General features: G+C 51.0%; 21 protein-coding genes. 12 read left to right on the top strand and 9 right to left on the bottom strand.

Going from position 1 to position 20,820, the window contains the following annotated elements; all coding sequences use genetic code 11:
* The first annotated feature begins 158 nt into the window (after positions 1-158).
* The 3 genes from rarD to AC2204_RS16705 all read left to right on the top strand — a co-directional run bounded on the left by rarD (position 159) and on the right by AC2204_RS16705 (position 2,756).
* Entirely contained in the window at positions 159-1,070 is a 912-nt protein-coding gene (gene rarD / locus AC2204_RS16715) for an EamA family transporter RarD (protein WP_318926815.1), read from the top strand.
* A 106-nt stretch (positions 1,071-1,176) separates the two neighbouring features.
* Positions 1,177-1,971, top strand: coding sequence for an AraC family transcriptional regulator (locus AC2204_RS16710; RefSeq protein WP_318926814.1), 795 nt, complete (start codon positions 1,177-1,179; stop codon positions 1,969-1,971).
* Positions 1,972-2,099: 128 nt separating this feature from the next.
* A complete protein-coding gene (locus AC2204_RS16705; protein ID WP_318926813.1) occupies positions 2,100-2,756 on the top strand; it encodes a LysE family translocator in 657 nt (218 codons plus the stop codon).
* Positions 2,757-2,860: 104 nt separating this feature from the next.
* On the opposite strand, the gene uvrD is transcribed toward AC2204_RS16705, so the two are convergent.
* Entirely contained in the window at positions 2,861-5,032 is a 2,172-nt protein-coding gene (uvrD, locus tag AC2204_RS16700; RefSeq protein WP_318926812.1) for a DNA helicase II, read from the bottom strand.
* 334 nt (positions 5,033-5,366) lie between these two features.
* Between uvrD and AC2204_RS16695 the strand changes: the two genes are divergently transcribed.
* From AC2204_RS16695 to AC2204_RS16680, 4 genes are read left to right on the top strand one after another with little or no spacing between them, the layout of a single operon-like run.
* Positions 5,367-5,630, top strand: a complete 264-nt coding sequence (locus AC2204_RS16695) for a BufA1 family periplasmic bufferin-type metallophore (protein ID WP_318926811.1) — start codon at positions 5,367-5,369, stop codon at positions 5,628-5,630.
* Positions 5,630-6,490, top strand: a complete 861-nt coding sequence (gene bufB, locus AC2204_RS16690) for an MNIO family bufferin maturase (RefSeq protein WP_318926810.1) — start codon at positions 5,630-5,632, stop codon at positions 6,488-6,490. The genes AC2204_RS16695 and bufB overlap by 1 nt, the downstream gene beginning before the upstream one ends.
* Entirely contained in the window at positions 6,468-7,301 is an 834-nt protein-coding gene (locus AC2204_RS16685; protein WP_318926809.1) for an HvfC/BufC N-terminal domain-containing protein, read from the top strand. Before bufB ends, AC2204_RS16685 begins: the two co-directional genes overlap by 23 nt.
* Positions 7,301-7,741 (top strand): DoxX family protein, encoded by a 441-nt coding sequence (locus AC2204_RS16680; protein WP_318926808.1) that lies wholly within the window; start codon positions 7,301-7,303, stop codon positions 7,739-7,741. Before AC2204_RS16685 ends, AC2204_RS16680 begins: the two co-directional genes overlap by 1 nt.
* Before the next feature lie 101 nt (positions 7,742-7,842).
* Here AC2204_RS16680 and yigB read toward each other — a convergent pair whose 3' ends face one another.
* The 6 genes from yigB to lptM form a co-directional block, all read right to left on the bottom strand.
* A complete protein-coding gene (gene yigB / locus AC2204_RS16675; protein ID WP_318926807.1) occupies positions 7,843-8,559 on the bottom strand; it encodes a 5-amino-6-(5-phospho-D-ribitylamino)uracil phosphatase YigB in 717 nt (238 codons plus the stop codon).
* 15 nt (positions 8,560-8,574) lie between these two features.
* Positions 8,575-9,489 carry a tyrosine recombinase XerC gene (gene xerC / locus AC2204_RS16670; protein ID WP_318926806.1) on the bottom strand — a complete coding sequence of 305 codons (915 nt, stop codon included), beginning with the start codon at positions 9,487-9,489 and terminating at the stop codon, positions 8,575-8,577.
* Entirely contained in the window at positions 9,486-10,187 is a 702-nt protein-coding gene (locus AC2204_RS16665; RefSeq protein WP_318926805.1) for a DUF484 family protein, read from the bottom strand. The genes xerC and AC2204_RS16665 overlap by 4 nt, the downstream gene beginning before the upstream one ends.
* A complete protein-coding gene (dapF, locus tag AC2204_RS16660) occupies positions 10,184-11,014 on the bottom strand; it encodes a diaminopimelate epimerase (protein ID WP_318926804.1) in 831 nt (276 codons plus the stop codon). Before dapF ends, AC2204_RS16665 begins: the two co-directional genes overlap by 4 nt.
* A 34-nt stretch (positions 11,015-11,048) precedes the next feature.
* The gene (gene lysA / locus AC2204_RS16655; protein ID WP_318926803.1) at positions 11,049-12,299 is read right to left on the bottom strand and encodes a diaminopimelate decarboxylase; all 1,251 of its coding nucleotides are present in this window, start codon (positions 12,297-12,299) and stop codon (positions 11,049-11,051) included.
* Between the two features lie 121 nt (positions 12,300-12,420).
* Complete coding sequence (gene lptM, locus AC2204_RS16650; RefSeq protein WP_318926802.1) at positions 12,421-12,537, bottom strand: LPS translocon maturation chaperone LptM; 117 nt, start codon at positions 12,535-12,537, stop codon at positions 12,421-12,423.
* Between the two features lie 77 nt (positions 12,538-12,614).
* On the opposite strand from lptM, the gene cyaY reads away from it, so the two are divergent.
* The gene (gene cyaY, locus AC2204_RS16645; protein ID WP_318926801.1) at positions 12,615-12,926 is read left to right on the top strand and encodes an iron donor protein CyaY; all 312 of its coding nucleotides are present in this window, start codon (positions 12,615-12,617) and stop codon (positions 12,924-12,926) included.
* A gap of 66 nt (positions 12,927-12,992) precedes the next feature.
* Here cyaY and AC2204_RS16640 read toward each other — a convergent pair whose 3' ends face one another.
* Positions 12,993-15,557, bottom strand: coding sequence for a class I adenylate cyclase (locus AC2204_RS16640; protein WP_318926800.1), 2,565 nt, complete (start codon positions 15,555-15,557; stop codon positions 12,993-12,995).
* A gap of 393 nt (positions 15,558-15,950) precedes the next feature.
* Between AC2204_RS16640 and hemC the strand changes: the two genes are divergently transcribed.
* Genes hemC through AC2204_RS16620 form a run of 4 tightly spaced genes read left to right on the top strand, consistent with a single transcriptional unit; the run spans position 15,951 to position 20,065 of the window.
* Positions 15,951-16,883, top strand: a complete 933-nt coding sequence (hemC, locus tag AC2204_RS16635; RefSeq protein WP_318926799.1) for a hydroxymethylbilane synthase — start codon at positions 15,951-15,953, stop codon at positions 16,881-16,883.
* On the top strand, positions 16,883-17,638 hold the full coding sequence (locus AC2204_RS16630) for a uroporphyrinogen-III synthase (RefSeq protein ID WP_318926798.1): 756 nt from the start codon (positions 16,883-16,885) through the stop codon (positions 17,636-17,638). Before hemC ends, AC2204_RS16630 begins: the two co-directional genes overlap by 1 nt.
* Positions 17,639-17,642: 4 nt before the next feature.
* The gene (gene hemX, locus AC2204_RS16625; protein ID WP_318926797.1) at positions 17,643-18,881 is read left to right on the top strand and encodes a uroporphyrinogen-III C-methyltransferase; all 1,239 of its coding nucleotides are present in this window, start codon (positions 17,643-17,645) and stop codon (positions 18,879-18,881) included.
* Entirely contained in the window at positions 18,878-20,065 is a 1,188-nt protein-coding gene (locus AC2204_RS16620) for a heme biosynthesis HemY N-terminal domain-containing protein (protein WP_318926796.1), read from the top strand. Before hemX ends, AC2204_RS16620 begins: the two co-directional genes overlap by 4 nt.
* Before the next feature lie 335 nt (positions 20,066-20,400).
* On the opposite strand, the gene AC2204_RS16615 is transcribed toward AC2204_RS16620, so the two are convergent.
* Positions 20,401-20,811 carry a hypothetical protein gene (locus AC2204_RS16615; protein WP_318926795.1) on the bottom strand — a complete coding sequence of 137 codons (411 nt, stop codon included), beginning with the start codon at positions 20,809-20,811 and terminating at the stop codon, positions 20,401-20,403.
* Positions 20,812-20,820: the final 9 nt, after the last annotated feature.

Here is a 20,820-nt window from a genome sequence, read left to right as displayed (position 1 = left end):
CCTTGCCATTGGCGTCATTAGCGAGGGGGGGACAACCATCAAACCGCCGCGAAAAGAAGTAGTCATTTTTGACCTCCCCCCTTTATACTGCTTACGCATTCATTTTGGCCAAGATACGCCAATCAACCTGAATTTATAAAATAACCAACTGGATAATCATGGAAGAACAAGCCCAAAAAACCCAACGCGGGGTGATCCTTGCCCTAGCCGCCTACACCATGTGGGGGATCGCTCCGATATATTTTAAGGCGTTACAGCAGGTCAGTGCGCTAGAAATTCTCAGCCACCGGGTCATTTGGTCTTTTTTCTTTCTGGCGGGTTTGATTTACCTCAGCAAAGGCTGGGGCAAGATACGCGCGATCTTCCGTCAGCCGAAAACCCTCATCATGCTGACGGTTACCGCATTGTTAGTGGGGACCAACTGGCTGATCTTCATCTGGGCGGTCAATAACAACTACATGCTGGATGCCAGCTTAGGGTACTTCATTAATCCCTTATTCAATGTCATTCTAGGGATGCTGTTTTTAGGCGAACGCCTGCGCTCATTGCAATGGGTTGCGGTGGCTCTGGCCGCCTGTGGCGTTGCCGTCCAACTGATCCAATTTGGCTCACTGCCTTGGATTGCCCTGGCGCTAGCCGTTAGTTTCGGCTGTTATGGCTTGCTGCGTAAGAAGATTAATCTGGATGCCCAGACCGGGTTGTTTCTCGAAACCTCTGTCTTGTTACCGCTGGCGGCCATTTACATTCTGCTGCTCACCGACAGCCCGACCGCCAACTTTGCCGACAACCCGCTAAACCTGAACCTACTACTCATAGCCGCAGGCATTGTCACCACCTTACCACTGCTCTGTTTTACCGGTGCGGCGACCAAGCTGAAACTGTCCACCTTAGGCTTTTTCCAATACATCGGCCCAAGTCTGATGTTTTTACTGGCGGTGTTGATCTACGACGAACCTTTTACCTTAGATAACGGCATGACCTTTGTCTTTATCTGGGCAGCATTGGTACTGTTCAGCTTTGATGGTATTAAGACCCATCGCCGGAGCCGAAAAGCCTTGCTATCAACCTGAGCATACCATGCGGCCTGTGAATTTTTTACAAGCCGCATCACCTTGGTTTATGGTGTACTGATCTTAAGAGACAACCCACCACCGTTCAGTCCCGCTGGGTATCAGTATGAATAAAGTCAGTCATCGAAAAAGCAGCATTGATGACATCAACCTGATTGATGCCCATTACCAGAGCTTTTCTTTCAAACGCCACTACCACCTCGATTACCATTTCGGTTTGATCACCCATGGTCAACAACAGTATTTCTATAACGGCGCCAAGCATGTTGCAGGTGCCGGGCAAATAGTGATCATGCCACCGGATGAAATCCATGATGGGCAGCCGAAAGAAATAACGGGCTATCAGGTAAAGATCTTCAGTATTACGCCAGACTGGCTTGCTCAGCATACTCAAGACGTCTCAGGGGAAAGCCAATTTTGTTTTCCACAGCACAATATTGCCGATCACACGCTATTCCAGCAGCTGACTCTCCTTCACTGCCAGTTAGATAACCCTTTAGCCTCTCAACTTGCAAAAGACAGTCTGCCGATCGAGTATTTCTCGCACTTGCTGACCCACTACGGCAAAGTCAGGGAGCAACCCGTCACGAAGCTGGGGAGCAAAGATTTACGCCAGCTACGTGATTATTTTATGGCGCATCTCGACCAGAAAGTCAGCCTCGATAACCTGGCGGCCTTGTGCAATCTCAGTCCATCGCAACTATTGCGTCAATTTAAGAAAGCCACAGGCATTACACCCTATGCATGGTTAGCCAGGTTGCGTTTAGAACATGCCATGGCACTGCTTAAAGCCGGCTTTAGCAGCACCGAGGTTGCCTATCATGTCGGCTTCTACGATCAGGCTCACTTTGCCAATACCTTCAAACACACCTTCGGCCTGGCACCATCGCAAATCAAATAGCGCACGCCATGAGATATTTCGCTCCCTGTCATTTTTTTACAATCCACCACTTCCCGCATCCGTCATGCTACATGACATAAAGCCATACCTGCCGTTACACCAGAGAAAATTAAGTACAGCGAGTCACTATGAACGAAGTCACGACACTACTAACCCTGTTTACTGTCCATGTTATAGCCTTAATGAGTCCGGGACCGGATTTCGCCTTAGTGGTGCAAAATGCCGGTCGCTATGGCCGGCAAACCGGTATTTCCATCGCCCTTGGGTTATCGTTGGGGATTTTGCTCCATTCCATTTTAAGCCTGACCGGTGCCAGCCTGTTGATCCACCAGCAACCGATGCTGTTTGCGACCCTGCAAGCCGCAGGCGGATGCTACTTGCTGTGGTTAGGGATGGGGGCGGTCAAAGGCGTACTGCTACCGATATTGCGTCCGGCTTCCGGCCACCCGAAAACGGCAACACCACAGCGGGTGATTGCCAACCGCAAACAAGCATTGGCCAAGGGCTTTACCACCAACATTCTCAACCCGAAAGCGCTGGTATTTTTCCTCAGCCTGCTCTCGACCCTGGTCCCGGTTGATATGTCGTTCGGCGGTAAAGTCACGGCCATTGCGATTTTGTGGATCACGTCATTTTCATGGTTCGCCATGCTGGCATGGCTACTGACAGGCAAACGCCTGCAGAAAAAAATCCAGAGCTGGACCCCCTGCATCGACGGGATCTGCGGCGTGCTGTTTGTCACTATCGGCAGTATGATCCTGTTCAATCTAATCCAGCAACTGTAAATACCCACGAATCAAAAAAACAAAGCCCCTCTCATACTACTGACTGGCAGTACGGGAGGGGCTGTTTAGAGCAGTGACTTTTCGGGCTTACTGCGCCGTGCTTGTTACATCGGCTGTAGCTTGGCGTACTGAGTGACCAGCCATTTGATCCCTTCACCGTTAAAGGCGACCTGTACCCGGCTCTGGGCACCGCTACCTTCAAAGTTAATGATGGTACCTTCACCAAACTTGGTATGCTGTACCCGCTGGCCTAAGCTGAATCCGGTCTGGTTGAAATTGTCATTGACCTGGGTCTGGCTGAACCGGCCGCTGCTGGCAGGACGCGATACCTGCGCTTTCATCCGCACCTCTTCAACATACTCCGTCGGAATTTCACGAATAAAACGCGACGGCTTATGGAAGTTATCTTTACCGTACAGACGGCGCATTTCCGCATAGGTGATGTAGAGTTTCTGCATTGCGCGGGTCATGCCCACGTAACACAGACGGCGCTCCTCTTCCAAACGGCCCACTTCTTCGGTGGTACGCGAACTCGGGAACATCCCCTCTTCCACACCGACCATGAAGACAACCGGGAACTCCAGTCCTTTGGCACTGTGCATAGTCATCAACTGGACGGCATCTTCAAAGTCATCAGCCTGACCTTCACCGGCTTCTAATGCCGCATGTGACAGGAACGCCGACAGCGGACTCATCTCTTCGGCTTCTTCCGGCACTTCAAACTGACGCGTAGCCGTTACCAGCTCTTCCAGGTTTTCAATACGCGCCTGGGCTTTTTCACCTTTTTCTTGTTCATACAGCGCCCGCAGACCCGAATTGCGGATCACGGCATCTGTTTGCTGAAATAACGGCAATTCACACGTGTCGTCTTCCAGCGCATTGATCAGCTCGATAAAGCGACGGAGTGAGTTTGCAGCCCGCCCCGCCAGCACCTGCTCTTCGAGCAGGGCAATACTCGCCTGCCACATCGTCGCCCCGCGATCACGCGCGGCCAGGCGAATAGTTTCCAATGTACGATCGCCCAAACCACGGGTTGGGGTATTCACCACCCGCTCAAACGAGGCATCGTCATTACGATTCGCCGTCAAACGTAAGTAAGCCAGTGAATCTTTGATTTCCTGACGTTCGAAGAAACGCATGCCGCCATAAATTCGGTACGGCAACCCCGCTTGAATTAACGCTTCTTCCAGTACGCGTGACTGGGCATTGCTCCGGTATAAAAAGGCCGTTTCATTCAACATACCGCCTTTCTCGCGCCACTCTTTAATTTTACCGACGGCAAAGCGGGCTTCATCCAGCTCATTGAATGCCGAATAAAGTGAAATCAGCTCACCTTCTGCACCTTCCGTCCATAAGTTCTTGCCCATTCGCTCGTTGTTGTTGGCAATAAGCTCATTGGCCGCATTTAGGATGTTGCCCGTCGAGCGGTAGTTCTGTTCCAGGAAGATCGAAGAGGCGTTGGTGAAATCACGCAGAAAACGCTGGATGTTCTCGACCTGAGCGCCCCGCCAGCCGTAAATCGACTGATCATCATCGCCCACGATCATGACACTGCAATCAGGCCCCGCCATCAGGCGCAGCCAGGCAAACTGAATGTTGTTGGTATCCTGAAATTCATCGACCAGTATATGTTTAAAGCGCGCCTGATAATGCTCACGAATGTGCTTGTTATCGCGTACTAACTCAAAGGCACGCAACAGCAGCTCGGCAAAATCAACCAGCCCGGCACGATCACACGCTTCCTGATACGCGGTATACACTCGCAGCCAGGTTTTTTCCACCGGATCGCTAAACGTCTCGATGTTGGCCGGGCGCAGCCCTTCATCTTTTTTGCCATTGATGTACCAGGCTGCCTGACGCGCCGGCCAGTGCTTTTCATCCAGGTTCTGCGCCTTGATCAAACGGCGCAGCAAGCGCATCTGATCGTCCGAGTCGAGAATATTGAAATCGTCCGGCAGCCGGGCATCCAGATAATGAGCCCGCAGCATGCGGTGACACAGACCGTGGAAGGTGCCGTTCCACATGCCGGCTGAAGAGCCCTGCATCAATTCATTGATGCGCCCACGCATTTCAGCAGCCGCTTTGTTGGTGAACGTCACCGACATGATTGAATAAGGCGATGCCTGCTCAATCTGCATTAACCATGCAATGCGATGGACGAGCACACGGGTTTTGCCACTGCCAGCACCCGCCAGCACGAGGTGGTTACCCAGCGGCGCGGCCACCGCTTCTCTTTGTTTGTCATTGAGGCCATCTAACAGGAGTGAAACGTCCATCGCTATCTACTGGTTATTTATACAATGGTGATGATTATACCCAAATCACCTCAAGATGCGAAACTCTGCATATTGAGGCGGTTTGGCGAGATACCCGCTCATTTTCACAATGCTTCGAGAACGTTACCGCGACTCTCTGCCTTGCCGTTTTTCTTTTTGTTCTATGCTTGATCGAGCCACATTGTTAAGTGATGCGAGAAAAAGTTAAAGAAAAGTGAAATTAATTATCTTCTTAACCTTTCTTATGTTCCGAGAACACTTATCAAGTGCTATCCAAAACGAAAGGAAACGTTGCTAAACACAGCAATCGTCAGCGTATTAACGAGGAATCATGATGAAAAAGACTAACATTGCCGTAGCCACTGCTTTCACCGGCCTACTAACACTAGCCGGTACGGCTTTAACCACGACTACAGCCGTCGCGGCAGAAGAAAAAGAGAAGTGCTACGGGGTTGCAAAAGCCGGTAAAAACGATTGTGCAACGAAAACCGGCTCATGTGCCGGCACGGCTAAATCTGATGCCCAGAAAGATGCCTTCCTCATGGTGCCAAAAGGGCTGTGTGACCGTTTGGCGGGCGGTTCAACAGAGTCCGAATAATGAGCTTGCTGACTCAGCAGCAGATGGTTGGGGTGGGCTTACGCTCTCCCCACGTATCTCAAGTCATCGCGCAGCGGCCTGATATCGGGTGGCTCGAAATTCACAGTGAAAACTACTTCTCGCCGGCATCGCTCGCCCGGCAGCAGTTACGTCAGGTTGCCGACCACTACCCGATCAGCTGCCATGGTATCGGACTCTCTTTAGGCTCGGCCGATCCGCTAAATCGCGAGCACCTGTTGCAGCTAAAGCACCTGGTGGATGAAATTAATCCGATTGCGGTTTCTGATCACCTCAGCTGGAGTTCTGTCGACGGCCAGTTTTTTAACGATCTGCTGCCTCTGCCCTATACCGAAGAGGCGCTGGATAATTTTTGCCACAAAGTCGATCAGGTACAGCATTTTCTCGGTCGCCAGTTTCTGGTAGAGAACCCTTCCAGCTATCTCAGCTTTCAACCTTCAGCGATGCCGGAATGGGAGTTTTTACATCAGGTACAACAACGCACCGAGTGCGGATTGCTGTTAGATCTCAACAATATTTATGTCAGTGCCTTTAATCATGGCTTTGACTGTCACCACTATCTCGCCGCTCTCGATCCGTCAGCGGTGAAAGAAATCCACCTGGCCGGCTTCACCGTCAAGCAATGTACTGACGGAGAGCTCTGGATAGATACTCACAGTCAGCCCGTCAGCCCGCCGGTCTGGCAACTGTATCGCCAATGGGTGCAACAGCACGGAGCCGTGCCCACCCTGATTGAATGGGATGTAGATATTCCCGAACTGGCGGTGTTATTGGCAGAAGCGGATAAGGCCAACACGATTCTGATGCAGGAGACACCGCATGGCCACATTGCCCTCCCCTAATAGTCCTCTGCATCAACTGCAACACGCGTTTGCCGAGGCGCTCCATTATCAGCCGAGTGACATCAGCGAGCAGATTGCCCGCGGACCGTTTAAGGCTGAGCAATTGATCCAGATCTATCGCAATAATTTTATTATCGGCCTGTCGGAAGTCTTAGAGGCAACCTATCCCGGAGTGAAAGCCGTGGTGGGCGATGAATGCTTCGGCCAGCTGGCACGCCAGCATGTCCTGTCTCACCCTCTGCGACAGGGGGATGTCAGCCATTATGGCGAGGGGTTAGCCGACACTATCAACGATACCGCCAAACTAAGCCAGGCCGTGCCTTATCTGGCTGATTTGGCCCGGCTTGAATGGTGTGTTGATCGCGTCGCCTGCCAGCCGGTGATTGAACCTGGGTTTCCTTTGCATAAACTGCAGGGCTTGGCGGAAGCGGATTTCCCGGCGTTACAGTTTACCGTGCCGCAACCGACCCTGAGTGTCGATTCAGACTTCGCCGTCGTCACCCTGTGGCAGATGATCGCCGATGATAATTTTGCAGATTTCGATATCAACCAGCCAGAATCGGCAGTGATCCAGCACCGTCCGGATCAGATCCTGGTAATGAAGACCAATCAGGCTGCGACCGCATTAATCGCCCTGAGCCAGCATCAACAGAGCCTCAGTGCAGCCAGTGATGCGATGCTATTGATGTTAGGAGAACTGGTGCAGCGGCAAATTTTTTCAGACGTGAATATCAAGCCGGACAGTACTGATGAAAACAGTACCGCTTTTACTAGTACCGGTCGGGATCATGCGCCACAGGGAGAAGAATAATGCTGAATTTGATTAAACAAATCGACGATATCGGCCAGCGTCTCGCGGAGCCTTTGATTCCATTTTTACTGTTCTTTATCCGTTTATGGGTGGCCTGGGTATTCTTTAAATCCGGCATGGTGAAATATTCCAGCTGGGACAGCACCTTATATTTATTTGAGTATGAATATCAGGTTCCGCTGCTGCCCTGGAAGGTTGCCGCGTATATGGGCACGGCGGCAGAGCTGATCTTACCGGTCTTTCTCGCCTTAGGTTTGTTTACCCGTCCGATGGCACTGGTGCTGTTTGTATTCAACATTATCGCCGTGGCCTCTTACCCGTTGCTGTGGGAAAAAGGCTTCTATGACCATCAGCTGTGGGGCATGATGATCCTGGTTAATGTGTGCTGGGGAGCCGGGCTGTTCTCGGTCGATCGGCTCGCGAGCCGAAGTCCAGCCTGAACCAGTAACATATACCCAGTGATTGCTCCCCCCCCACTCAAGAGGCGAGATTCAACGCTTTTTCTGGATATTCAATGTGAGATCAATGTGTGCAGGAGCCGTCAGATCAAATCAAGCAGACGCTTCAACTGACAAATTTCAACATCCGGCAGGCAACGGATTTTGGGTTCGTTATTTAGTTTACGCCCCTGATCGTTGTACCAGCAAGCCTGAAAGCCATTTTGCTTCGCGCCACCAACATCGGTGACCAAGTGATCGCCCACGTGCAAGATCTGCGGTGGTGATAATCCGAGCCATGCAGAAGCCTGAGCAAACATATCCGGCTCCGGCTTGGCTAAACCGTCACGCCCCGCCACTAGCACCCGAGAAAAATACTGACCTAAGCCAATTTTATCTGCATCGACATTGCCATTGGTGATCGCCAGCAAAGGAACTTGATCTGCCAGCCGGGTCAGTACCCGATGGGTTTCCTCTGGAACGTCAATCTGATTACGAACGGTCAGCACCACGTCAATACCATGCTGTGCGGCCTGCTCAGCCCGGCGTTCAAGATACCCTAACTGCATCAACCCGATTTTCAGCAGCTGATGACGCCATAAGGTGACATTATGTTTCAGCATAGGATCGGCTTGTGCCAAGCGATGCTTGAGCGCTGTCCAGTCTTGCTTGCTGACACTATGGCTGCAGGGGTGGTACTCCGCCAGCCAGTCATGCATTGCCTGCTCGGCACGCCGGATCACCGGACCGTTATCATATAAGGTGTCATCTAAATCAAACGTCAGTGCTTTCACTGGCTGGAGGTTTCGGTAGAACTGCATCAGCTTCCTCTGTCACTAACGCTTGCCGCGTTTCGCACGTGGATGTGCCTCATCATACACTTTTGCTAAGTGCTGAAAATCGAGGTGGGTATAAATTTGGGTGGTTGTCAGGTTGGCGTGGCCCAGCAACTCCTGCACCGCACGTAAATCACCACTGGACTCAAGCATATGGGTGGCAAAACTGTGGCGCAGTTTATGCGGATTAATATGACTGGAAACCGCCTGCTTTTGCCCCCACTCCGCCATCCGCTTCTGTACGTTACGGGCAGAAATTCGGCTACCCAGCTTAGACACAAACAGGCCGGGCTCATTCGCTGCCGCCAGGCTGCCACGCACTTTGAGCCAATTAGCCACCCATTCCCGGGCTAAGCCCGCAAACGGGACAATACGCTCTTTATCCCCTTTACCGATAACGCGAATATCACCTTTGCTCAGACTGATATTACGGATATCAAGATTAACCAGCTCAGCCAGACGTAGCCCGGCACCGTACATCAGCTCCATCATTGCCCGATCGCGGATCGACAGCGGATCATCTTCATTCACGCTGAGCAGCTGATCCATCTCGTCGACATCAAGGTTCTTCGGCAGCGGACGGGCTTTACGTGGTGCCGCCACCCCTTTGGCCGGATTTGCTTTCAATACTTTCTGGCGAACCAGGTAATCAAAAAAACTGCGGAGGGAAGATAATCGCATCGACAAGCTACTGGCTTTCAGGCCGTCACGCATGCCTTTACTGGCTACCTGGCGCACCCATCCCGCATCGACGGTTTGCCAGTCGCTAACACCCAGCTCAACCAGTTGCTCCGCAATTGTAGTGAGCTGACGCTTGTAGTTCTTCTGGGTATGTAAACTCAGCTCACGTTCGCTGCGCAAGTATTCATAAAAACGCTGCAACGGTTTTTCTAAACTGGCGGGTAAGTGATTCAATTAATCACCTCTCGGCTGTATTCCCAGTGGTGAATTAAACGCGTCAGGATCAAGCCCAACTGTTCAACAAACAAGGTATCCATATCCGGCTGAAAATGGCCGCCATCCGGACAGGCAAAGCTCAGCACCCCAATTTGATAATTCTCCCCCAAAGGCAACACCACAAAAGAACCCAGCTGTGGCGGCTGTTCGAACAACAGTTCACTTTCAGATTTTCGCAGGCGGCCCAGGTAGACCGAACGGTGCGATAGACGGGACAAACGAAAGCTATCAAACATTTTCCGGTCTAAAAACAGCTGCTTATCCTGACTGTCAAACAAGCGCAGACTGAAATCAAGCTGCAGTTTCTCACTCAGTTCACCCAGTACGCCCAGTGCCTGATAAATATTATGAGTCTGAAAAAGCTGCTGCTGGGCTTTTGAAAAGACCGTAAACAGCTCACTGTTTGTCGTTGCCAGTGACACTAAACTCGCAATATTGCCTTCTAAATCATGAACCCGGTGGCGCAGTCTGTCGAGTTGCACCTCGACCAGCGAAACGGCACCGCGTTCACTGTGTGGAATACGTAACTGCGTCAGCAAATCAGGCTGGCGGGCAAAAAAATCAGGGTTGCTGAGCAAGTACTCAGCCACCACGTCATCATTCAACGGAAGATCTGTCGCGACGGGTAATTCATCCCGTTGTGATACATCAGTCATAGTACTATTTGTCCATCAAAGACGTGGGCAACAGGGCCGGTCATATACAGAGGTTGGCCTTCTCCGGCCCAGCGAATGTGTAAATCACCGCCAGGCAAACACACTTTGACATTTTCATCGAGTAATCCCTGTACTCGGCCAATGGCCACAGCGGCACAAGCCCCACTGCCACAGGCCTGAGTTTCTCCGGCACCGCGCTCATAGACCCGCAGTTTCACTTCGTTGGGTGAAATCACCTGCATGAAACCGGCATTCACCCGCTCGGGAAAGCGCTCATGGGATTCAACCAGCGGACCTAAGGTTTCCACATCCGCGGTATCAACATCGTCAACCACCGTCACACAATGCGGATTGCCCATACTGACCGCACCACAAAACAGGGTGCTGTCTCCGGCACGCAAAATATATGTCTTTTCAAACTGTTTAGCCCGAAACGGGATCTTACCGGGCTCAAACACCGGCACGCCCATATTGACCGTCACCTGATTATCATTTTCCAGCTTTAACAGCATCTTGCCGGCTTTGGTACTCACCGCAACATGGTATTTGTTGGTCAGTCCCTTCATCCACACAAAACGGGCAAAACAGCGCGCACCATTGCCGCACTGCTCGACTTCGCTGCCATCGGCATTGAAAATTCGATAATGAAAGTCGGTTTCAGGATCATAAGGTGGCTCAACCACCAATAGCTGGTCAAACCCTATCCCGCGGTGGCGATCCGCTAGTCGCCGGATAGCATCAGGCGAAAAAAACACATTCTGCGTGACGCAATCCACCACCATAAAGTCATTGCCCAGCCCATGCATTTTTGAAAAATTAATCTGCATGATGTTCCTTATCGTTATGATTTATTCAGTACCGCTACGGCAACAGGTGCTCAGACTGCCACAGTTCTGCCAGTTTTTCACGCTCGCGCACCACATGGGCGGTATGGCCATCAACCATGATCTCTGCAGCGCGTGTACGGGTGTTGTAGTTTGAAGACATCACAAAGCCATAAGCACCGGCAGAGCGAACCGCCAGAAGATCCCCCTGCTCAAGATTGAGCAAACGTTCTTTACCGATGTAGTCGCCCGTCTCGCAGATGGGACCCACGCAGTCATATTCGGTGAGTTCACCATCGCGCGGGACGACCGGCACGATATCCTGCCACGCCTGATACAAGGTCGGACGGATCAAATCATTCATTGCCGCATCAACGATGGCGAAATTCTTATGCTCGGTATGCTTGAGATATTCGACTCTGGTCAGCAATACCCCGGCATTGGCCGCGATAGCACGACCCGGCTCAAAAATCAGCTCCAGATACTGGTGATCGGCTAAACGGGATAACAACGCAGTCGCGTACTCCGACGGCAACGGCGGCTGCTCTTCGTTGTAAGTGACCCCCAAACCACCGCCGACATCCAGGTGCGCGATCTCAATACCATCGGCCTTCAGGGTATCGATCAGTGCCAGCAGACGATCAGTGGCGTCAATAAACGGCTCAATATCGGTCAGCTGAGAACCGATATGGCAATCCATCCCGACCACTTTCAGGTGCGGGAGGCTATGCGCCAGGCGATAGACGTCGATCGCCCGCTCAAACACGATACCGAATTTATTGTCTCGCAAACCGGTTGAAATATACGGGTGCGTTTTTGCATCCACATCCGGGTTAATACGCAGTGAAATCGGGGCAACAACATCAAGCTCAGCCGCCACCTGGTTTAAACGCGCCAGTTCAGGTTCGGATTCAACATTAAAACATTTAATGCCAACCTCCAGCGCCCGTTTCATTTCGACTGCCGTTTTACCGACACCGGAAAACACCACCTTCGCCGGATCACCGCCAGCGGCAATAACGCGTTCCAGCTCACCTTGCGAGACAATATCAAAGCCTGAACCTAAACGAGCCAGAACATTCAGTACGCCAAGGTTTGAGTTGGCTTTAACCGCATAACAAATTAAATGAGGATGGGTGGTGACAGCCTGATCAAACGCTTTCCAGTGACGCTCCAGCGTCGCCCGTGAATACACATACAGAGGCGTTCCGTAGCGTTCAGCAAGCTCAGTCAGTGCGATATTTTCTGCCCATAGTTGGCCGTTTGGCTGATAATTAAAATAATCCAATGTTGTCTCTTCCCTGTCCGGTCGCTGTTGGTATTGCTGTTGCTATTATAGTTACTGTTGCTGCAGCATTCACTGTTGGTAAATGGCGTGTAAATGCCATCAGTTGCCATTGCTGCGGCGACTACGGTTGCTGCTCTTGCTGTTGTGAGTCGTCCGGCATATAGAGTCCGCCACTCTGACCACAGCCGGCTAAGGCTAATATACTCAGTACAAAAATTGCTAATAAACCTTTACGCATCTTGATAGCCAGTGATTATCATTTCAATGCCCTCTATAATCGCACCAACAATAGGAAAAGCAATAGGACGTAATGGGATGAATGACACTGAATTTCATAAGTTAGTCGATCAGGCACTAATGATCATCGAAGAAGGCATTGATGAATCCGGTGCTGATATTGAATATGAAACCACGGGTAACGTATTGACCCTGGAATTTGAAAACCGCAGCCAAATCGTCATTAACCGTCAGGAGCCCCTGCATGAACTTTGGCTGGCCTCGAAATCAGGCGGCTATCACTTCAAATATCAGAATGATGAGTGGCGCTGCACGCGCAGTGGCGAAGAGTTTTTTGCGTTGGTTAAACGAGAGTGTTCGGTGCACGCTGGCGAACAGGTCGATTGGTAAGAAAAAATAGAGCAATAGATCCGAGAGACGAGTAATGAGAATCTGATTACTCGTCTCTTTTATCGTTTATCGCGGTGACAACGGCAGCATGTTTAACGGCATATCTGCCGCCGGACGGCACTGGGTCTGCTGACCGCTCTTAAATGGGATCACCTGTAAACCGCCGGTCTTGGTACGCACAATGTCGTAAAACTGCGGCAAGTTAAAATTGATAAAGTGGGCACTGTAGCTGAAACGATCCTGCGCCGAGGTGTAAAAACGGTTCACCTCATGCACCATTTCGTCTTTATCACCGTTACACTGGCGATATACTTCGATCCGGTTGGTTTCATCGAGAATATAAATATTGTACCCCTGATCGCTGTCTTCAAAGAAAAACTGGATCAGGCCCTCACTGGCATAGGAGTCAACAATTTCCGGCGGATGCGGCTCATCTGTCTTACCCATCACCAGATTTGGCGTACCCGTTAACTTATTCGTCGAGATACAGCTATAAAAATCCACCGAGTTTTCCAGCTTCTGCACAGATACGCCACGACGCTCAAAAAACAAACCATGTGTCTGCTCGCCAATACGGATCGCTTTAAAACGACGGCGTTTCTCTTGCTCTACCGGCTTCAGACGCATCTCGATACACTCGGCCACCAGCTGATACACCAGATTACGGATCAAACCGCGCATGTGCTTGCTGTAACAGAAGACATCCACCGACTCCGGCGAGATAGCATCCTGGTGCATTTTACCCAATACGGTTTTCAGGGCATCAAGCATCGCACTTTCGCCACTGAAGTTCAGGGTACGTACTTCATTCCACGAGTTGCGGTAAACCAAATCGACACTGCCAACCAAACATTTCTGATCAGGGCCATAGCTGAAAATATCGGTATTTTTGAAGTCAAACCGCACCGAGCGGTTCTTTAGTTCCGTGGTCGGATCACTTTCCAGGTTAATAAAAAGACCCAGCTGACGAATTTCACACGGGCTGGATAAGGCTTGCAGGCCAGGTTGCGGACGACGGATAGGGAAGGTATTGCGAATATCGCTCACCAGTTGGTACAGCTTATCAATATCCATATCCGTATCACGCACGACATTGTGCAGACAGGTCGATTCCGTCAACAACCCATTGAAATACGACCAGGCCACCAGCTTACTTAGGTAGCGGTTATGCTCCAGCGGGCGCTGGCCCAAAATGGCATACGGATCGAGCGGTTGTTTATAAAGATACCAGCCGGCGGTATTGGTACGTCCGGCCGGCACCCGGATCAGGGTCAAATCAGGTTCATGCAAATCCGGGGAAATCTGCGGATTGAGCAACGTCACCTTACCCGGCAACACCTCAAACGCGGCATATAACTTACGGGCCAGAATACTGATATCTTCCGGGCTAATCGCAGAGGTGATGTTATTACGGCGGGCAAAGCGGATCAGGTTACGGTAACTCAGCATCAACGCATCAAGCAGTTCGTTGTGCGCCCGTTTTACCTGCCCCACTTTCCAGTTACGGCGATTATCCAGCTCAGACAAGACTTCCGGCGACCACTGCCACTCGGTCGTTAGCTGCTCGAGCACCCGCCGACGCCATGGCACGGAACCCGATGACGGTGCACGGGTCAGCTTTTCATGGGTTTTGAGATAGAAACAACGACGCACCAAATCCAGCCGGCGGTGATCGTTAATTCGCTCCAGGTAACGGGTCACCTTTTCCAGCATCAGGTAATAAGCATCCATGGAATACTCAGTCTGCTCTTCCGAGAAGAAACGGCGTTTACCATCTATACTCAACAATTGGGTATGCGGGTATTCCCACGAATAGGCTTCCAGCAAGATCGCCTTGAGCACCGATTTATACGGCGAATCGATACTTTTATACAGCTGCCATAAACTGGAACCGAAATACTCTTCAGCAGGAATACGGGTTAAGCCGCCGAAATCGATCCACTCATCACGACGAATATGTCCGGCCGAATCCAGAAATTCAACATATTCGTCGTAACACTCTTCCATTTCCGGCGGCACCATAAACCACAGCAATCGCTGACCGGCTAAGTGCACTGCAGAACGGTAAAACTCGTCAAGCAGCAGCAAGTGCTGACTTGAACCACAGTTATCACCGGTCATGGCGTCAGAAAAGTTATCGCGGAAGCGATTTTCATCGATCAGGAAAAAGTTTGCTTCAACACCCTGAGCCATCGCCCATTCGGAGACTAACGAACATTTACTCTCCAGCGCCTCACGGTCTTCGGCAGAAAGATCGGTACGGATACAGACCCAGATATCGAGATCGCTGGTCAGGCTTTGCCCTAATGATGAGGTGCTGCCCATGGCATAAAGGCCCGTTATCGGGCACTGGGAGTCAGTCCATTGCGGTTGGGTGATAGTGCATTGTGCCGTTAGCCCGCAGCTGTCGATAAACTGCTGCTGCTGATCCGAAATGGCAAATGCCGCAATTCCCTGAGGGACCTCTTGATCAAGGTAGCCAGGTATCGCCGGATGATTGTAATGAAGTAAGACAGAAGCCAGCTCAAACACCTGACCAGACTGCGTATTCATTGCAGCGAGAGCACGATCAATACGAAGCTGATTATGTGCATCCAGTCTATTTTTTAGCGTCTTGATATAATTATGCAAATTACTCTTCCAAGAGCAGCCAGCGTCAAAGCGGCCCAAACCTATCATTATCAGTGTAGTTATTGTTCTACACGGGAGCAAAAACGTGATCAATGTAACACTTCTTGCATTGCCCGTAAAGTTCATGCGGATTTATGACGGGTGATGAATAGCAGTTCTACTGCTGAGGTCCTTCCCTAGTCCTACCCTCAAGCTAGTACAATCTGGTCAAACCGCCAGTTACGATATTGCAACAACTCTATCACATAAAACTAATGTGAGAAGTATCACATTAATTACATTACAATTCAAGACAATACCGCTTCACCGCACTGACGATAACAAGTGAATTATCATCGCAGCGCAGGAGTGGTAGGATTAACAAAAAGAAAGCTTATTTATGGACCTTATTCTATGACCGATAAACCGATCCGCATTGCGACCCGCAAAAGCCCGCTGGCCATGTGGCAAGCTGAATTTGTACAAGAGGCGCTGGAACAGGCACATCCCGGCTTAGTCGTTGAACTGGTGCCCATGGTCACCAAAGGTGACGTGATCCTGGATACTCCCCTGGCCAAAGTTGGCGGCAAAGGTCTGTTTGTAAAAGAGCTGGAAGTGGCAATGCTCGAAGGTCGCGCCGATATCGCCGTGCATTCAATGAAAGATGTGCCGGTTGATTTTCCTGAAGGTCTGGGACTGGTCACCATCTGCGAACGGGAAGACCCGCGTGATGCCTTTGTGTCGAACCATTACCACAGCATTGATGAATTACCGGCCGGTGCCATTGTCGGTACATCCAGCCTCCGTCGCCAGTGCCAGTTACGTGCCCAGCGCCCAGATCTGGTGATTAAAGATCTGCGCGGCAACGTAAATACTCGCCTGCGTAAGCTGGATGACGGCGAGTATGACGCCATTATCCTTGCCTGCGCCGGGCTGATGCGTTTAAAAATGGAAGATCGCATTCGCGCAGCCATTGCCCCGGAAGTCAGCCTGCCCGCAGTAGGCCAGGGGGCCGTGGGTATTGAGTGCCGTCTTGACGATCAACGTGTTCGTAGCCTGCTTGATTCACTCAACCATAGTGACACCGCCACCCGGGTACTCTGCGAGCGCGCAATGAACAATCGCTTGCAAGGGGGATGCCAGGTGCCCATCGGCAGTTACTCTGAGCTGCAGGGCGATCAGATCTGGTTACGTGCGCTGGTCGGGGAGCCTGACGGCAGCAAGATTGTTTGCGGTGAAGTCACGGGGCCGGCAGCGGATGCAGAAAAACTAGGGACTCAACTGGCTGACAAACTGCTTGCTGATGGTGCCAAAGAGATCCTGGATAAACTTTACGGCAACGCTTAATGACCATATTGATCACCCGCCCGGCACCAGAATGCCATGAGCTTACCCGACAGCTAAATGCCGCGGGGATCAATGCTATTGCCCAGCCCCTACTCACAATCGAGGCAGGAAGAGAGCTTCCTGTCCTCATTTCTCAGCTAAATATGCTGAAAACTGATGATTTTCTGATTGCCGTCAGTGATCATGCCGTTAATTTGGCCCACAATTACTTGATGTCACAAGGTGCCAGCTGGCCAAAAAACGTGCATTATATGGCTGTTGGGCATAAAACCGCCGCTGCGCTGGCGACTGCAACCCGTCAGAGGGTGATCACGCCACCGACGCGTTGTGATAGTGAAGGTCTGCTCGCACTGCCGGAACTCAAGCAGGTCAGCGGTCGTCAGATCGTGATTTTACGGGGCAATGGCGGACGTGATCTGATCTACCAGACGCTGGTCCAGCGCAACGCAACAGTAAGTTATTGTGAAACCTACCAGCGTTGTTGGCTGGCGTTAGAAGGAGAAAGCCTGTGCCAAACATGGCAAGCGCTGCAAGTATCAGCCCTGGTCGTTACCAGTGGTGAACAACTGACGCAGTTATCAGGCCTGATACCAGAGCAAGACTTGGCTTGGTTTCTTCAATGCCACCTTTTCGTACCAAGCCAACGTATCGCCGATCAAGCTAAAGAGCTTGGTTTTGAGAAAATTTCCACCGTGGGCAGTGCCGCTAATACCGCACTATTCACGTTCCTGAGTAAGATAGGCACGATGGGATAATCGGATGACTGACAAAAAAACCAATAATGAAAACGCTGCGGATAACAACCTATCAGCAGCGTCAAACAACACAAACGAACCAGGTCGTTCAAGTGCGAAAGCACAATCACCTGACTCTTCAGCCCCGAAAGAAGCGGCTAAAACTGAGGCGAAAAAAACCACCTCAACAGCTTCTTCAAAGGCGAGCACTTCAACCGCAACGCCACCAAAACCAGCGGCAGAAAAGAAAAACGGCAGCAAGACCGGCGCCATTGCCATTGCGCTAGTGATTGCTCTGGGAGCGGGCCTTTATTACCACGGCCATCAGCAAAGTGTGGCGCAGGAAGCGAGAATTATCGCGCTACAAGAGCAGCTGACAGGTATCCAGACTCGCCTGAGCGAAAACCAGAAAAAAACGCTGGAACAGGTTGACCAAAGCCTGCAGCGTACCCAAGTGACCATTGCCCAGCAAGACAAATCAATCACGGGTCTGCAACTGGCATTAGCTGAAATGAAAGGCCGTCGACCTAACGACTGGCTGTTAGCCGAAGCCGACTACCTGATTAAAATGGCCGGGCGTAAATTGTGGCTAGAACACGATGCTGTCAGCGCCACGATTTTACTGGAGTCTGCCGATCACCGTATCGCAGAGCTGAATGATCCGAGCCTGACCTCCGTACGCCAGGCCATGAATGACGACATCACCGCGCTGAAGGCGATTGCCCGTATTGACCGCGACGGTCTGGTACTACGCCTGGCCAGCCTGCAGGAACAAGTCGCCAACCTGCCTCTTGCGAACGCCATTATACCGGAAGCTGAAGCGGTCAAAGAAGAGACGGTATCCACATCCGTGGATGACTGGAAAGATAACCTGATGACGTCGCTTAAAAATTTCAGCGATCACTTCATCACTTACCGCCACCGTGACGGTAGTGTGATCCCGCTGCTATCGCCGAAACAAGATTTTTATCTGCAGGAAAACATCAAATCTAAGCTGGAAACGGCAATCCGCTCGGTTTACCGCGAGCAAGGCGAGCTATACAGCAAATCACTGTTGATGGCGAAAGAGTGGGCCGAGCAGTTCTACAACCTTGACGAGCCAGCAACCCAGAGCTTCATTAACGTACTGGATCTGCTGGCCAAAGAAAATATTGAAGCCAGCTACCCGGACAAGCTGAAATCACAAATCCTTATCACCGACGTGATCAGTGAACGCCTGCGCAGCCAGGTAAAACCGCTTAGCACCGAGGAGGATCCGGCATGATCAAACTCTTATTGCTGGTTGCCGCTCTAATTGCCGGGATTGTTGCCGGCCCCATGTTGGCAGGAAACCAGGGCTACGTGTTGATTTCCGTTGCCAATCAGACACTGGAAATGAGCTTGACCACCTTGTTTTTATTAGTCCTGGTACTGTTTGGGGGATTCTTCCTGCTTGAAACGGTCATCAAGCGGGTCTTGTCCGTCAGCAGCTCAACCCGTGGCTGGTTCCGTGGCCGCAAAGCCCGTAAAGCTCGGGCACAAACCTCTAGTGGCTTAATGAAAGTCATTGAAGGTGACTGGAAACAGGCAGAGAAACTGGTTGTTAAAGCCATTAAGCACAGCGAGACACCGCTACTGAATTACCTGGCGGCGGCAGAAGCCGCTCAAGGCCAGGGGAATACAACACTGCGCGACGAATACCTTCAGCAAGCCGCAGAACTCGATGATCAGAGTCTGGCCGTTGCCCTGACACGTGCCAAACTGCAATATCGCCAGCAACAGTACGAGCAAGCAGTGGCAACCCTGCAAGACATCAAGCGTGAAAACGGCCGTAATCCTATTCTGCTTGCGCTACTAAAAGATTGCTACCTGAAACTGGAAGACTGGCAACCCTTGCTGGCACTACTTCCGCAACTGGAAAAGTCGGGGGTACTTACCGGTCAGGAAGCCGCAGAATTGAGCCTGCAAGCGGAATGCGGCCTGATGGCCCATATTGGCCAGCATAGCGGCAGCGATGGCTTAATGGCTCACTGGAATAGCCTGAACCGTAAAGCGAAACAACGCCCTGAACTGATTACCTGCTTTATCAAGCAAATGATCAACCGCAACGCCGACACCGAAGCCTATACCGTACTGCGTGACGCACTGAAAAAGCAGAGTGATGAACGCTTAATCCGGTTAGTACCGGAGCTGGATCTGCCGGATTACCACCCTGCCATTGTCCGCCTGCAAGATCTGCTACGCTATGACAGCAAAAATGCTGCGACTCACAGCGCGCTGGGCCAGCTATTCATCCGCGAGCAAAAGTGGGAAGAGGCGAAAACACATTTAGAGCAAGCTATCGAACTGGATCAAAATGTCTCCGACTACGCCCGCCTGGTTGAGGTGCTGGACAAGCTCCATGATAACCAAGCTGCGGCAGATGTTTCACGTCAGGCATTAACCTTAGCGCTTCCAGCTAAAATATAGCCTTCTAGTAATATTCCCTACTGCAATAAAAACGCCCGTCCGGGCGTTTTTTTATCCCATTAAATAATACTTTATGTAGCAAAAACCGTTAATTTGTTTCAAACAGTTAACAGCCATTTCAACTTATATCCATCCCATTGCCAGCAGGATATAAAAGTTATTCAATGGTCTTTCTAATCGCTAACCGTTGGAAAACTTGTTATGGATATGCTTCCTTGGTTAATCGTTTCTGGCATTGTTGTATCTGTGATCACTTGTCTGATGACAGCGGTTCTTATCAAAGAATCTTAATGCCCGAGATGTTAAAACGCCTCCGTTCGCGGAGGCGTTTTTATTCAGCCATCTTTTAGACTCAACTCAACACCGGCTTTTTCCAGCGCGGTCTGATAACGCTTTAGTGCCTTCGCGGCTTGCTTGAGCTTTTTGGCTTTTTTCTTCGCTAATTTCTTCAGCTTCCTGGTCTTTTTATGATCCAGCTCTTGCCCCTCAACGGCATTCGGCTTCACTGGCACCAGTGATTGAATCGGTAGGATCGGATCGGCCTCTGCCGCGTTTTTGACTGAGGTCACGTTCGCCGGTTGCCCCCTATTTACGGATATAGCACTGGGTTTACAGAGATATGCTTTATCACTGGCCGCACGAGCACAGCTACTACAGATATACTCCGGGTCACTGACAATACGTGTGATGGCAGCGATTTGGGCGGCAATTTCAACCCGACGATATTTACATAACGACTTCGCCATTTATGCTCC

The sequence above is a fragment of the Photobacterium sp. genome (assembly GCF_057456235.1).
The sequence above is the reverse complement of the archived record's forward strand: the minus strand, read 5'-3'. Positions and strand labels throughout refer to the sequence as shown.